Source organism: Bosea beijingensis (assembly GCF_030758975.1).
Taxonomy (GTDB): domain Bacteria; phylum Pseudomonadota; class Alphaproteobacteria; order Rhizobiales; family Beijerinckiaceae; genus Allobosea; species Allobosea beijingensis.
This window is the reverse complement of record NZ_CP132359.1, coordinates 232,294-246,103: the sequence shown is the minus strand read 5'-3', so window position 1 is coordinate 246,103 and position 13,810 is coordinate 232,294. Positions and strand designations below refer to the sequence as shown.

Sequence of the window (13,810 nt, the reverse complement as noted above, 5' to 3'; positions counted from 1 at the left end):
CGGAACCGCTTCGCTCTCCAAACCGAAACAAGGCCTCCCGGTATGCCGGGAGGCCCTTTCGATTCGAGCCTGATGCAGCTTGCTTGCCGGGTGGCGGTGATCTAGCTCGTTGTTTGGCATCGGATTTTCCGAAAAGTGGCTTCCACTTTTCCGCCCGATGCTCTAGGCGAGGAGCGGGCCGGTAGCTCAATGGTTAGAGCTCGCTGCTCATAACAGCGCCGGTGCCGGTTCGAGTCCGGCCCGGCCCACCATTCCCTTTATTATCAGTGCCTTGGCCCTATGTCTCTGCCGGTGAGACAGTCTGGTGAGGCATTCAGGTGTTCAATCCCGCCTATTTGCAGTTGTCTCGAAGCAGAATCTACTATCTGCGGTGGCCGATTCCGCGACGGCTTCATCCAAAGCAGCAGCCATCCACGTTGCGGATATCGCTACGGACTCGCGATCCGAAAGCGGCGTTGCGCTTCTCTCGTTCAGTGAGTCAGATGGCGCATGTTGTGATTGAAGCGGGATCAAGACGCGGAATGCGGTACGACGAGATTCGCAGCGTGGTGCGGGATCATTTCCACCGATTTCTCAATAGGGATATTGAGAGCATTGCGGCTACGGGTCCAATGGTGGGATTGGATCGGGCAAGTCGCGAAAATGCTGCGGCAGCGCCGGAGTTGTCGATCGATGACGACACCGTTCGCAGCTTCATCGAGAAATACGACCTGCAAATCCACGGCGGTTCGAATCAATTTCAGTTGCTAAGACAAGAATTGATTGCTGGTTATCAAAGCTATGCCCGAGCTTCTCTCAAACATAATGAAACGTTACTGTCTTACGATTTCGGTCCGAAGCCTGAAGTGGCAGTAAATCAGCCTGCCGATGCTCAATTCACAATGACCCTATCTGAATTGGGAAAAGCCTACGAAGCCGACAAGAAGCGTGCTGGCCAATGGGTCGCGAAGACCGAATTCGAGAAGGCCGATCATCTCGCGCTGCTCACTGAGATACTCGGAGGCGATGCAGACGTAGCACGGCTATCACCTCAAGATGCGAAGAGGGTGAAAGACACCCTTCACAAATATCCGAAAAACCGATCGAAGAATCCGAAGACGCGCGGGAAGGCGCTTGATGCCGCGCTTGCTGTTGCGGACGTACCTAGGCTTAGCGTGAAGACGATCAACAAATATATCCAGACTTACGGGGATATGTTTGGTTGGGCCTTGAGAAACGGGTACGTCAAGGCGAATCTCTTTTCAGGTCTAACAATCAGGCAGAGCCGCCGCAACGAAGTAGGCAAGCGCGAGTCTTTCAGTGCTGATGAGGTCAACTTAATCGTCAATGCGATATGCGCCCCGGATACGAGAGCGGAGCGGAAGCCATACCAGAAATGGGGGCCGCTAATTGGCATATATTCGGGTGCTCGCCTTAATGAGATAGCACAAGTCCACCTAAAGGATATCCGTCAAGAAGGTGGCATCTGGTGCTTTGATCTCAATGAGGACGATGAAGGGAAATCGCTGAAGGCAGCAGCATCCAAGCGACTTGTGCCGATTCACTCGCGGCTCATCGAACTGGGTCTATTGCAGTACGTTGATGAGTTGCGCGGCAAGGGAAAGCAGAAGCTATTCCAGGATTTCCGGTACTGCTCCAAGAATGGTTGGGGGCGGAATCTGGGGCGATGGTTCAACGATACCTTATTGCCGCGCCTCGAACTCAAACGGAAGGAACTCGTGTTTCATAGCCTTCGACATACCGTTGTTACGCAATTGCTGCGGGCGGATGTGCCAGAGCCAATCGTGAAGGCATTGGTCGGACATGCACAGGAAGGTGTAACGCAGCAGAATTATTTTCAGAAGGGCTACACCGTTCCACAGCTCAAGGAGGCGATGGAGCGGCTGAAGTTCAGCGTGGGGTAGTCAGAAGCCTGCGGACAAGCGATTGGACATCAAGGTCGATTATGCTCGCTATGTCGAGAAGCTCGACGATGTCTATGCGCCGCTCTCCGCTCTCGATGTTGGCAATGAAAGGCTGGTGCCGTCCCAAGGCACTGGCGACCTGTGCTTGAGACATGCCTTTGACGCGCCGCTGCTCGGCGAGTGCGGTCGCGATCTGCTTATGCCTTTCGGAGTGAACGGACTTTGCCATTTGCCTGTTGACGCGGTGGTCAGCAGGCGGGTAATTCGATTTTTGGATTATCCAAAAATCAGATAATTCTAGGTGGCTACGATATCGTCGGTGCAATGGGGGGCGACGTGGAAGTTTTAATTCTCGGATTGGTTGTCGGTTCTGCGGTCTACATATTACTCAAGACTAATACGATGCGTGGTGCCGAGGCGGTGAGGGCGCATATTTACTTGGGGGGTATGGAAGCCGGTGTTTCAAAGGCAGAAGCGAATTTCGTTGCAAATATTGATGCGGCAGAAATCCCAACAGAGATAATTATCCAAACGAAGCAACGTATCCAGCAGCAATATGGAAGCAAGCAGCTTCCAATGATTGCGGATGCTTATCGGGCAGGAATGGTGCCGAAGCTGCCGACTTGGCAAAGAATGCTCATGGGCTTCTGACGCGCTGATGGACAACCATTAGTCTAGCTGTTCGATTCTGGTCCTAGACAAAAACGCCTAGGAAGCCCACCGGCACCCTCGTCGCGTGAACATGTGGTCGACCCTTGCCGCTAGGTCCGATGGGCTTCACGGGCCATCCTGGCGCTCCTGAAGAGGCATGTGGCATCGCCTCGAAGGCACTGGCTCGAATAGGCGCATTCTTGAATACAACTGGCTGTTCAGGGCGCTAGCCATTTGCCGGGGGGATCTCGGCGAGCGAAATTGGCAGAGGTGAAACCGGTCCCCCGACCTCTTTCATCAAACACATTGCCCAGGGGTGGACCGGGCCGACGCGACACCAAGTCATTGATTTTTCTACATCAGTTTCGCCGACCGGTGATGTTTGCGCCCCGGTCTTCGGTCGCGATGCAAGTCCCCGGCGGATGGTGCGCTTCCGCTTAAGGGCACGCGAATGATCGCCTATCCATCTGCCTCTGCTACGATATTTTCTTCATTTTTGCTTCGAGTACTAACCTTCGTAACTGTGCCTCCCCCAGCCTGTGCGAAATGCCGAAGGCGCTGCGACGCCTCGCGGCAGGTCCACAGCAGCATCTAGGCAGTGTCCCGCCTGACTGATCGCTGGGGACAACCCGCGCGCTAAGGTTGCGCAGCCAGCATGCCCTGCAATTCTCCGGCTGCAGTATCGACAAGGGGGAAAAGATGAAGCGGGTATTTCTGAGCTTTAAGATGGAAGACAAGAAACAGGTCGATGGCGTTCGGCTGCTGGCGTGGCATCAGCACGTAGCGCTGGAGTTCTATGATGAGTCCGTGCGTGTCCCGTACGATAGCCAGAACTCGAGCTATATCCGTGGCAAGATCAAGGAGAAAATTAGCCGCTCCAGCATTGCAGTCGGCCTACTTGGCGCCAACACATATCAGAGCCAGTGGGTCGACTGGGAGCTGAAAACCTCGCTGGACCTCGGCAAGAAGGTCATCCTGATGGGATTGCCCAATGGCCCTGATCGCTTGCATAAGCCACCGAGTGTGCAGCATCTTCCCTGGTATTTATGGAACGTAGCAGATCTGCAGAGAATGATTGAGGCGGCGGCATGAGCTACGTTGAGCCCGACTCAGGCTACGAGCGCCTAGAAGCTCAGATCCGCTGGTACGACCAGCGGAGCGGTTCTGCCCAGCGCAACTTCAAATGGGCGAAGTATTTTGTGATCGCCGCATCCGCAACAATCCCGATTGCTGCCTTGCTTGGCCACACTCATATCGCTGCCGTTCTCGGAGGGATGATCGCGATCACTGAGGCTGTCAGCCACATCAATCAGTGGCAGCACAACTGGATTACCTACCGCTCGACCTGCGAAGCGCTCCGCCACGAGAAGTACACCTACATCGAGCGGGCGGATCCGTATGACGGATTTGACGACCGAGATGCTCGCAAGCTTCTGGTCGAGCGGGTGGAAAGCCTCATATCCACTGAGCATTCGAAATGGATTGCGAGCCAGGAAAAGGCTGCTGATACGGCGCCGCGCGGCGAGCGCAGGCCTGCAAGAGCACCGAACTAAGATTTATTGTCGGGCAACGGCGAGCTGCTCTTGACGGACGCTGGAACAGGCTGAGTGGCAGGGCGAAATGTTCAATGTGATAATGCGCCACTACGACTGGAACGACTCAACCGGGTCGATGGATATTAGTCGCGTGTTCGAGAACACGGACCCAAATGTTGAGGCCCAGTTCAAGGACGGCAACCTTCCCGCCTTTGATCGGCTGATACGCCTCCCATGCCTCTTCATTCCGGAAGGCATTCGCGACGAGATCTGCCGGGTCGGGACGGTCACTACCGCCCGGATCGTTTTTCGAGAAGTAAGGTTTGAGTACACCCTCGATCCAGATGTGCCGCCGCTACGAAATTCATCTCTGCATGCGCAAAAGGGCCGGCTCGACATGGACCGTCAGCGGAACGATTTTGACTGGCACCGGAACTATTGGGCGGTAAAGGACGTCGACCTGTACCGTTTCCTTCTCCGTAACGTAAATCCGCGTCGGCAACGGCCTCAGGTCTTCAACATTCCCGAACATCAAGCAATCGAACCGCAATTGTTGTCCGTGATGATGCCCTTCGATGCTGGCTTTGCGCGGGTTTATGAGGCGATCCAGCAGGCTGGAGCCCAGTGCGACCTCTTAACGAGACGCGCCGACGAGATATGGGAAGCTCCTGGTATAGTCCAGGACGTTGTAAGCTTGATCGACCGAGGCCGGATTGTTGTTTGCGACCTCACCGGAAGAAACCCAAACGTTTTTTATGAAGCCGGGATCGCTCACACGCTCGGGCGGGAAGTGATCATCATAACCCAAAATGACCATGACGTGCCCTTTGATCTCAGGCACCTTCGCTATATTAGATACCTTAACAACAATGAGGGGTTGGCGGCTCTATCGCAGGCATTGCAGGCTCGCATTCAGAACATTCTCGGACACTAAAATTTGCTCAGCTAGCAGCTAGGCCTAGCCGATAAGATGAGCTCGAAAGCCTTGGGGCCGAACATCCCGAAAACATCGCCGGTTAGTGGTAAGGCGACTGGCACCCCCGCTCCGGGTCGTTTTCACGCACGAACTCCAGTTTTTTGGCAGGCGACAGCGAATTAAGCCCAAATAGCGCAAACGCCTCATCGAAAGCTTCGGTGAGAAATGCCTCCTGCTCCGCAGGGTTGGACCAGTCCCGCCGGGTTCGTTCGAGCTTCCATGCGTTACGACGCGCAGGCGGATTTGACGAGATGTGCCATCCGCCCGGAAATCTGACATCCTCCATGCCTGTAAAACCCACCTCCACGCGGCGGGCGGGGAGTGCTCCAAAGTGGTCGAGCAGCCATTGGATCCTTCTCAGTGCCGTCGCCCAACCTTTGAACACCCAGGCTAGCTGCAGGAAGCGGCGACCGTTGCCGGCCTCAATCACAGCGCTGCCGTGGAGGATCCAGAATTCTCCAGTTGCGTCGAAATACATAGACACATCCTCAGCCCTGACCGGAGGTCCAGGCTCACGCGCGACCCAGTACCTGACGAACCCCTCGCTAGTGACGCCAAAATTGCCGACGTTTGATCCCGGGAACGCATCCGGCGCTGCGTAGATATCCAGCCGCCCGATTGCGGCCGCCGATGGCGGCTTTGCCTTCCAGCCGGTGGGGATCACTCGTAGGTAAGCGCGGGGTCCGGGGGGAATGTTAACCTCTTGCCAATAATCCCGCCCCATCGAGTCCATATGCTTGAACCCGGACTCGCCGCCGTCCCAAATCGACGGTTCATCAGCCTTCGCGGCCCGCCCTACCGCTGGCGCAGCTTGCGCTTTCTCATCGAGATGTTCGCGCAAGATCACCTGAATGGCGCCGATCAGGTCGCGCACCAACTGCTTCTTTACTCGCTCGGAGGCTTTACCATCCGCAGTTTCAGAAAGCGTATAAGTTAGAACACGCCGATGCCGAATATCGAATGGCAGTTGGTCAGCGGTCCACCCATTTGCGGTGTTGAGAATGTAGATTTGCCGGTCGTCGCCTGGCTTGTGGAGGGACCAGCCGAGTTCGACCATCACGTTGGGGTTCGGCAATGCCTTGCCTTTGGCCGTCGTACCTATTGGGGTGACATCGGCCACAAAAACAGCGCTGGCTGCGATCTTTGCCATGAGAGTCGGAACGATCTCCTTGGCGCCGGCGACCCCCTTGGTGTCGTGATCAAGTTCAGGCCGGTCTGCATCCTCCGCCACGTAGTTACCTTCGATAGCCGCTACAGCCTCCTCAAGCGCGGCCTTGATGAATTGCCGGTTCGTCTTGCGAGGCGAATCGTCTTGCCAGGACCAGAAAACCTTCATTCTTTCCCCCCGGCCTCGTAAGCGACCGTAAGCCCGACCATAAGCGCATCGGCGTTGCCAGAAAGCTGACGGATCGTCGAGAATCTGATCAGCGATAGTCGCCTTTCAAATTAATGGTCATCGGAGCTCGGCTCGTCTAGCGACCCTCCGGCATGCGATGCAAACGGGAATTTCGAACGACCAGATACGCACCAAACCAAGCCGTAGCAACCGCTGTGGGGCACAGCGGCGGCTAGGCCCGAGAGGGGTGAAGCGCCTTCGTCAACGGCTGCGAGCCGTATGCATGCTCACGAGAAAGCCTTGATTTGGCACGTTCCTTGGAACAAATTCGGCGCACGAAGCGGCTGTGATCCGTGACGCCTATCGGTATGGTAATGGACACCACTCTCATCGGCACCGGCTTGTATAGCCTTCCAGAAGCCTCGCGGCTTGTGGGCGCCGACCTGCGCTCGGTTCGCCGGTGGCTCCTCGGATACAAGCGCCTCTATCGAGGCGAGAAGCGCGAGTCAGCGCCGCTCTGGAAGACGCAGTTATCGGGAGAAGATTTGCCCGAGCCGACGATCGGCTTCCGAGACCTTCTGGAGCTGCGGCTCGTGAACGCGTTCGCCAAGCACGGTGTCGACCTTCGCGTGATCCGCGCGACGGCCGACGCTGCGCGCGACATGTTTCATAGCGACTACCCGCTAACGATGCGCCGCTTTCTCACGGATGGAAAAGGCATCTTCGCAGAGGCTGTCGACGCGGCCGGCGAGGTCCGCATGCTCGATCCAAGGAAAGCTCAGTTTGTTTTTTCGACGATTGTCACACCGTCTTTGTATGCTGGCATTGATTATGACGGAGAGACTGCGAGGCGCTGGTTCCCGCTGGGGCCGACTAAAAAGTCTATCGTCATTGATCCCGCCAAACAGTTTGGCGCGCCAATCGTGACGGAGGCTGGAATACCTACCGCCACCTTATTTGCCGCATTTAAGGCTGAGGGTGAGGACAAGGGCGCGGTCGCGCGCATTTTCGATGTCCGGCCTCGCGACGTTGAGGCGGCTGTCCGATATGAGCAGGCTCTCGCCGCTTGAAGATATTCTTCGACAACAATCTGTCGCCGAATATCGCGCACGCGATGCGAGAACTGTCGAAATCCGAAGTCGATGTGGGAGAGGTTATCCACCTCCGAGACCGATTCTCGCCGAGAGCGGATGACATCGAATGGATAAGCGCGCTCGTCGAGGATGGCCCGTGGGTAATCATGTCAATCGATCGCTTTAAAAAGCAGAACGACGCCGAGCGAGCTGCCCTTCGAAGCGCCGGCCATACCGTCTTCGTGATGGACAGCCAGTGGGCCGAGCATCGGTACTGGCTGCAAGCAGAGCGTCTCGTCCGCTGGTGGCCCCAGATCCTGGCGCAGGCACGGCTGGTGAGTGCGAGCGCATTTCGCGTTCCGTGGCACCACAACAGCAAATCGAAATTCACGGTCATTCGTCTTTAGGCGGACGTTCACGCACGCCTATTGCGAGCATTCCGCCGCCATCGCAATCTCCGTTGCAACCCTGGGGAGATCGAAATGCGCATGGCCGGAGCGGCGCTCGCCGCCGTAGTGATGATGGCAGGATCTGCAAAAGCGGATGACGCGGACGCTTTGCGCAAATGCACCGCGATCCGAGAGTTCAGCGCCCGCCTCGAATGCTTTGACGCCTATGCCCAGGCATTCCTGACGAACGAAGCAAAAACAAGCGCCTCGACAAAAGAGGTGATCGCGGCGAAGCCTGCCGAGTTCAAGCGGACCGACGCCGTGGATCTGCAGATTACCCCGAACAAGTATATCGGTCGCGGCGTCGAGGTCGTTGGGTTCCAATGCTTTCACGCGGATAAAGACGAGTTCCGTTGCATTCATCCGACTGCCACGCTCATGGTCCTGACGGTAAAGGTTCAGCCCGCAGCCGAGCAGGCCTCGCTCGAAGATGTCTGCGGCTCGATCAAAACCGCCGTGACCTCGCCGAAATGCCGTCGAACCCTGCGCTTCGTGCCTGTCAAGGCTGAGAACGACAAAATCGATGGCTATCGGTCCCGGACCGTCATTCTGGCTCCCGAGGTCGAGGTGGTTCAGGCGGCTCGCCCTCGGCGCTAGCGGTTCTCAAAGCGAGAACAGGGGCTTTCTGAGGAGGGGAGCGCATCTCATGCGGCTGCTCCAACGCTCTCCGTAACTCCTCCGGCGACAAGCCGGCGGCATAATCTGCGAGAGCGTCGACCAGAGCGCCCAGCTTATCGTCGATCGGCACAGGGCCTCCTATTTGAGCGGCTCGCGGCGCAACTTCCTCGGCGCCTTGCCGGCGGGCGTGGGCTTCCGCCTTGGGGGATCGAGCCCCTCGATGACCGGGAGTGGCTACTCCGCATCACCAAGCTTAAACACGACATCGGGCCGAGCGCCGGCTCGGCGTCCGAGAGCGCGAGCCAGCGCCAGGATAGCTGGATCAACAGGCAGGCCGGAGCCGCTTGTGTGCGTCGGTGTCCATCGCGTCGACCTCCAATCTCACTCGCTTCAGATTTCAAGGAAGAATATTGGGTGAGAAATGCCGGTGTCGCCGCTCAACAACCCCGCTGCCATCGCTTGCGAGCTGAGCCCTGGAGCATCTGAGGTAGTATTGTCCGAAAGCTAGGTGACGATGAAATCCATAGCGTCAACGTCGGAAAGGTCTGCAGGAAGGCCGACCTCAACCGGCCCTATTTATGCTCGTTGCTTCGGTTCGGCGGTAATACGCGGAGCGCACCCAGCAGGCCCGCAGCACTGGATTGGGCGTCGTCGCCGACGGCGACACAGCGAAGCGGCTCACTAATGAGCCGCAGGTCCACAACCCGCGCCTCCGCTACCTCCGCCCAAGTATCACTGGCTTCTCCTCGATCGATCAGGTCTGCCAACATCTCCGCCCGAGCGGCCATTTCGGGAAGATCCTCGGCGGGGTTGGTGCAGAGCCTCAACACGACGCCGCTGGCGAGATCGGCCGAAATCTTCAGCCGCCGCGATCATGCGGCGCCTATCCGCAAGCAGGCCACTCACTTGCTAAGCTCCAAAAGCCGGCTGACTTGCACAGGGCTCCAAGATCCGCCGCGCGTGGCCGTGATGCTTCGTTCATTCAAAGCCTTGGCGACCGCCCGGAGCGAGCTGGCGCCCCCCGCCTTGATCTCTGCGACGATCGGATAGAGATCAGCCACACGGCCGCTGGCCTTCTCCTGCCGCACTCTGAGGCTCACAGCGCGCCCCTGAGCGGCAACTTTCGGTAGGTTGCCGCGATCCCCGCCAAGCTTGACGCCGCGAGCCTTCGCGGCTGCCAGAGCGTCCTTGGTGCGGATGGAAATGGCCTTGGCCTCATGCTCGGCAACAGCAGCGAGAATATGGACCGTTAGCCGGTTCGCCTGGGGGAAATCGACCGCGACGAATTCGGCGCCCGACTCCATCAGGTTCGAAATGAACGCGACGTTGCGCGCCAGCCGGTCCAGCTTGGCGATGATGAGCGTGGCCTTGTGCAGACGGCAGAGCCGGAGAGCATCCGCCAGTTTCGGGCGATCAGGGCGCTTGCCGCTCTCAATCTCGACAACCTCGGCAACAAGATTCCAGTTGCCACCGTTGAGATGCGAGCGGACCGCTTCTTTTTGTGCCTCAAGGCCAAGGCCGGAGCGACCCTGCCGGGCGGTGCTGACTCGGTAGTACGCGACGAATTTGCCTTCGGCCACTGCGTTACACTTTCAGCTATGTTCGTTGCTACAAATGTAATGGCATCGCTTTATGACGGTCAAGACATCCGGCTTAGCCTTCGATGGAGGGGGCGGAACAGCGAGTCGACTTTTAGAATGGCCGTCGATCCGCACTAGGTGTCCCGCAGCTCGGTCTCGGTAGGGGCGGTGGAGTCGGGCTTGATCATCTCGACGTGCGATCTCGACGATTAGGCTTACGGAGATACTGCATCCCAGCAGCGATAGTTGCGATAAACGGCTGTCTGTCGGTCGATCTCCGTCTCAGCCGCAGAACGATCGGCGTGTGAAATGGGCTGTATTCAAACCCATGTTCGCGCTAGACCAAGCTTTCGCTCGATCGTCAAAATATCCGGCAGATTACTTTAACGTATCAACTCATTCATTGAGCCGGATATTTGATGAGTTCTAATTGTTGAATTATTGTATTGAGTATTAATTTTAAAAACTAACAGATATCAATAAGATGTCATCAATAATATCAACTCATTATAAGGGTGAATTCATGTATATTTATCTACACGGTATGTTACCTACATACTTTATTGTGTGGTAGTTTATTTTCTTGCGTCCTATACAATCATATAAATATCTAATTATCTACCTATATACATATCTGACTAACTAGCTATCTAGATACATATCTATCTATTGATCCATATCTGCATCATTGTATTACATGCAATATTTCATATACATAATGAAACCGATACGAGAACGCCTTTATCCTAATACGCTACTCCTCTGGCTGAGATGCATACCCTATCCTACCCATCCCATTTGCAACATCCGGCTCTAAGCAGGAACTGAATGAAGAGAATGGGAATATGCCGGCCATAAACTGACATGGGGTACGGGGGGCAGGAGCCCAAAAAGGGAATACAGATACCCGAACGAAATTCTCCGTCATTTTTTCAGTCCGGCTGATTGAGTGCAGACGCAGTATGAGCTAGGCCAATTAAGTGGGCCATTGTGAACAAGCTTGCTGTGTAGAGCTTAGGACTATCAAGCACTTAGAGGGGTGGTAGGCGCTCCGGCCCGGCCCACCATTCCCGGTCAGAACGGCGATGAAGGCCGGCGGCGAGGCGCTGCCGATGCCTTTCGATAACCGCTTCAGCGGATCAACGCTCTGACGCGGGACGAGATCAGGTCCGCAACCAGCACCATCGCGAGGATGACGAGGATGCAGGTCGCGGTGTCCTGGTACTTGAACAGCTTCATCGAGGAGACGAGCTCGAAGCCGATGCCGCCGGCGCCGACCATGCCGAGCACCGTCGATTGCCGGACATTGGTCTCCAGCCGGTAGAAGATCGTCCCGAGCCAGGTCGGCAGGACCTGCGGCAGCACGCCGAAGAAGAAGGTCTTGAACGGGCCGACCCCGGCCGAGCGGAAGGCCTCCAGCGGCCCTTCGTCGATGTCCTCCATCGCCTCGGCGAAGAACTTGCCGAGCATGCCGGCGCCGTGGATGGCGAGCGCGAGCACGCCGGCGAAGGGGCCGAGCCCGATCGCGGCGACGAAGATCAGCGCCAGGATGATCTCGTTGATGCCGCGCATGCAGTTGAGCAATTGCCGTGTCGCGTGGAAGACAGCCGGGCTCGGGCTGAGGTTGCGCGCCGCGAAGAAGCAGATCGGCAGGGCGATGACGACGCCGAGCAAGGTGCCCCAGACCGCGACCTGCAGGCTCTCCAGCGCCGGCTTCCAAAGCCGTTCGAGGAATTCCGGGTTGGGCGGCACCATCCGGACGAGGAAGTCCCACATATAGGGGATGCCGTTCCAGAGATTGCTGGCGTTGATCTGGGAGCCGAGCGCCGCCCACCACAGGAAGGCGAGGATGGCGAGCGCGATCGCGCCGACGCCCCACCAGCCGAAGCGGTTCTGCGGCGGGCGGATGACGAGTTGCAGCGTTCCGAAGGACATGGCTCTTCCTCCCGTCAGGCGATTGCAGGGGCGATCATCGGCGCCAGTGCGGGCTGGCTCACTGGCCGGGGCTTGAGGACGCGGCTGATGCCGGGGTCCTCAAGACCGGGATAGATCTGGTGTACGATCTCCGAGGTCAGGTGATCGGGCGTGTCGTCGAAGATCACCCGTCCGCCGCTCAGGCCGACGATGCGCTCGCCGAACTCCACGGCGTAATCGACCTGATGGAGGTTGCAGATCACCGCGATCCCCTCGGCCTTGCAGATCGCCTTGAGGTAACCCAGCACGATGCGCGAGGTCTTGGGATCGAGGCTCGCCACCGGCTCGTCGCAGAGGATCACCGCCGGCTGCTGCGCCAGCGCGCGGGCGATGCCGACACGCTGCTGCTCGCCGCCGGAGAGCTGGTCGCCACGCGAATTCGCCTTGTGAGCAAGCTCGACCCGCGCCAGGCAATCCATTGCAATGGCAACGTCCTCCTTCGGGAAGAGCTGGAGCATGCTGAGGAATGAGGACAGTCCGGCCATCCGGCCGACCAGTACGTTCTTCAGCACCGAGAGGCGCTTCACCAGATTGTGGTGCTGGAAGATCATTGCGACCGGCCGTTTGCCGGCCGCCGCGCGTTTTGTGTCGAACACCGTGCCGTCGATGACGGTGCGCCCGGCATCGGGCTGGGCCAGCCCGTTGATGCAGCGCAGCAGCGTCGACTTGCCGGCGCCGCTGGGGCCGAGCACGACGAGGAATTCGCCGGCTTTGACGCTGAGGTCGATGCCCTGGAGGACCGGGCGGCCGGCATAGGATTTCTTCAGGCCTTCGATCGTGATCATGTCGCTTTCTCCGCCGGTCGCGTTCGCGACTACTTCATCTTGGTGAGATCGAGCTTCAGCACCTTCGCCGTCTCGCGGATGATGTCGTAGGCTTGGTCGTTGGTCTCGACGAAGCGGTTGAGCTTGCCCTGGTCTGCCCAGGTGATGTCCCGGATATTCAGGAAGGCCGACTTGATTTGCTTCTTCAGATCGTCGGGCAGGTTCTTGCGCCAGCAGGTCGGCGATTCCGGAATCGGATCAGATTCCCACACGACGTGGATATCGGCCCGATCAACCAGCTTCTTCTGCACGGCCGCATCGAAGATGCGGTCGGCGATCGTCGCGGCGTCAACGCGCTTGTTGGCGACGGCGAGCGCATTGGCGTCGTGCGAGCCGGTGAAGAGGACGCGGCCGAAATCCTTCTCCGGGTCGAAGCCGAGCTTCATCAGCCCGGCCTTCGGGAAGAGATGGCCCGAGGTGGAGGATGGGTCGACGAAAGCGAAGGTGCGCCCTTTCAGGTCCTTCCAATCGCGGATACCGCTATCCTTCCGCGCGATGATCTGGCTACGATAGAAGCTGCGGCTCGACTTTGCCGTTTCCGCCGTCGCGAAGGCCTCGATCGGCGCCACCGTCGTGCCCAGCACATAGGAGAACGGCCCGAGATAGGCGACGTCGACATGGTTCGAGCGCATCGCCTCGATCACGCCGTTATAATCCGAGGCGACGAAGCCCTGGACCTTGATGCCGAGGTTCTTCTCCAGCGCATCGAGGAGCTGCTGGCTCGATTCCAGCATCGCCCGCGAATCCTCGGACGGGATCAGCCCGACGCGGATCTGTTTCGGCTGGGCCTTCACCAGTGCCGGCATCGCCAGCACCGTTCCCGCGACAAGCGAGCTCTTCAGAATCGTCCGACGCGTAATGGTCATGTCATCCTCCCAAGATGATCCGGC

14 protein-coding genes, 1 tRNA gene and 1 pseudogene are annotated in these 13,810 nt (G+C 57.9%); 10 read left to right on the top strand and 6 right to left on the bottom strand.

The genetic code is table 11. The features are described from left to right. Positions 1-175 precede the first annotated feature (175 nt). The 3 genes and pseudogenes from Q9235_RS01190 (at position 176) to Q9235_RS01185 (ending at position 1,904) form a co-directional block, all read left to right on the top strand. Positions 176-251: transfer RNA gene (locus Q9235_RS01190), tRNA-Ile, on the top strand. Positions 252-317: 66 nt separating this feature from the next. Next, positions 318-440: pseudogene (locus Q9235_RS26815) on the top strand (hypothetical protein); the annotation flags it as partial. Positions 441-521: 81 nt separating this feature from the next. Beyond that, on the top strand, positions 522-1,904 hold the full coding sequence (locus Q9235_RS01185) for a site-specific integrase (RefSeq protein ID WP_306224946.1): 1,383 nt from the start codon (positions 522-524) through the stop codon (positions 1,902-1,904). Here the strand turns inward: Q9235_RS01185 and Q9235_RS01180 are convergent. Further along, positions 1,891-2,058 (bottom strand): helix-turn-helix domain-containing protein, encoded by a 168-nt coding sequence (locus Q9235_RS01180; RefSeq protein ID WP_306228069.1) that lies wholly within the window; start codon positions 2,056-2,058, stop codon positions 1,891-1,893. The genes Q9235_RS01185 and Q9235_RS01180 overlap by 14 nt on opposite strands. A 170-nt stretch (positions 2,059-2,228) precedes the next feature. Between Q9235_RS01180 and Q9235_RS01175 the strand changes: the two genes are divergently transcribed. The 4 genes from Q9235_RS01175 (at position 2,229) to Q9235_RS01160 (ending at position 5,024) form a co-directional block, all read left to right on the top strand. Next, entirely contained in the window at positions 2,229-2,555 is a 327-nt protein-coding gene (locus Q9235_RS01175; RefSeq protein WP_306224945.1) for a hypothetical protein, read from the top strand. A 642-nt stretch (positions 2,556-3,197) separates the two neighbouring features. Beyond that, positions 3,198-3,647 (top strand): TIR domain-containing protein, encoded by a 450-nt coding sequence (locus Q9235_RS01170; RefSeq protein ID WP_306224944.1) that lies wholly within the window; start codon positions 3,198-3,200, stop codon positions 3,645-3,647. Further along, positions 3,644-4,108 carry a DUF4231 domain-containing protein gene (locus tag Q9235_RS01165; RefSeq protein ID WP_306224943.1) on the top strand — a complete coding sequence of 155 codons (465 nt, stop codon included), beginning with the start codon at positions 3,644-3,646 and terminating at the stop codon, positions 4,106-4,108. Before Q9235_RS01170 ends, Q9235_RS01165 begins: the two co-directional genes overlap by 4 nt. Before the next feature lie 133 nt (positions 4,109-4,241). Then, entirely contained in the window at positions 4,242-5,024 is a 783-nt protein-coding gene (locus tag Q9235_RS01160) for a hypothetical protein (RefSeq protein WP_306224942.1), read from the top strand. A gap of 82 nt (positions 5,025-5,106) precedes the next feature. Here Q9235_RS01160 and Q9235_RS01155 read toward each other — a convergent pair whose 3' ends face one another. Continuing rightward, positions 5,107-6,402, bottom strand: coding sequence for a hypothetical protein (locus Q9235_RS01155; protein WP_306224940.1), 1,296 nt, complete (start codon positions 6,400-6,402; stop codon positions 5,107-5,109). Positions 6,403-6,776: 374 nt separating this feature from the next. Between Q9235_RS01155 and Q9235_RS01150 the strand changes: the two genes are divergently transcribed. The 3 genes from Q9235_RS01150 to Q9235_RS01140 all read left to right on the top strand — a co-directional run bounded on the left by Q9235_RS01150 (position 6,777) and on the right by Q9235_RS01140 (position 8,521). Continuing rightward, complete coding sequence (locus tag Q9235_RS01150; protein ID WP_306224939.1) at positions 6,777-7,472, top strand: DUF433 domain-containing protein; 696 nt, start codon at positions 6,777-6,779, stop codon at positions 7,470-7,472. Beyond that, positions 7,469-7,882: a PIN-like domain-containing protein gene (locus tag Q9235_RS01145; RefSeq protein WP_306224938.1), complete on the top strand. Its 414-nt coding sequence runs from the start codon at positions 7,469-7,471 to the stop codon at positions 7,880-7,882. Before Q9235_RS01150 ends, Q9235_RS01145 begins: the two co-directional genes overlap by 4 nt. Positions 7,883-7,957: 75 nt before the next feature. After that, on the top strand, positions 7,958-8,521 hold the full coding sequence (locus tag Q9235_RS01140; RefSeq protein WP_306224937.1) for a hypothetical protein: 564 nt from the start codon (positions 7,958-7,960) through the stop codon (positions 8,519-8,521). A 923-nt stretch (positions 8,522-9,444) separates the two neighbouring features. Here the strand turns inward: Q9235_RS01140 and Q9235_RS01135 are convergent. From Q9235_RS01135 to phnD, 4 genes are all read right to left on the bottom strand, one after another. After that, complete coding sequence (locus Q9235_RS01135; RefSeq protein ID WP_306224936.1) at positions 9,445-10,122, bottom strand: recombinase family protein; 678 nt, start codon at positions 10,120-10,122, stop codon at positions 9,445-9,447. A 1,131-nt stretch (positions 10,123-11,253) separates the two neighbouring features. Continuing rightward, complete coding sequence (gene phnE, locus Q9235_RS01130) at positions 11,254-12,057, bottom strand: phosphonate ABC transporter, permease protein PhnE (RefSeq protein ID WP_306224935.1); 804 nt, start codon at positions 12,055-12,057, stop codon at positions 11,254-11,256. 14 nt (positions 12,058-12,071) lie between these two features. Then, on the bottom strand, positions 12,072-12,881 hold the full coding sequence (gene phnC / locus Q9235_RS01125) for a phosphonate ABC transporter ATP-binding protein (RefSeq protein ID WP_306224934.1): 810 nt from the start codon (positions 12,879-12,881) through the stop codon (positions 12,072-12,074). A gap of 29 nt (positions 12,882-12,910) precedes the next feature. Beyond that, positions 12,911-13,786 carry a phosphonate ABC transporter substrate-binding protein gene (gene phnD / locus Q9235_RS01120; protein ID WP_306224933.1) on the bottom strand — a complete coding sequence of 292 codons (876 nt, stop codon included), beginning with the start codon at positions 13,784-13,786 and terminating at the stop codon, positions 12,911-12,913. Positions 13,787-13,810 lie beyond the last annotated feature (24 nt).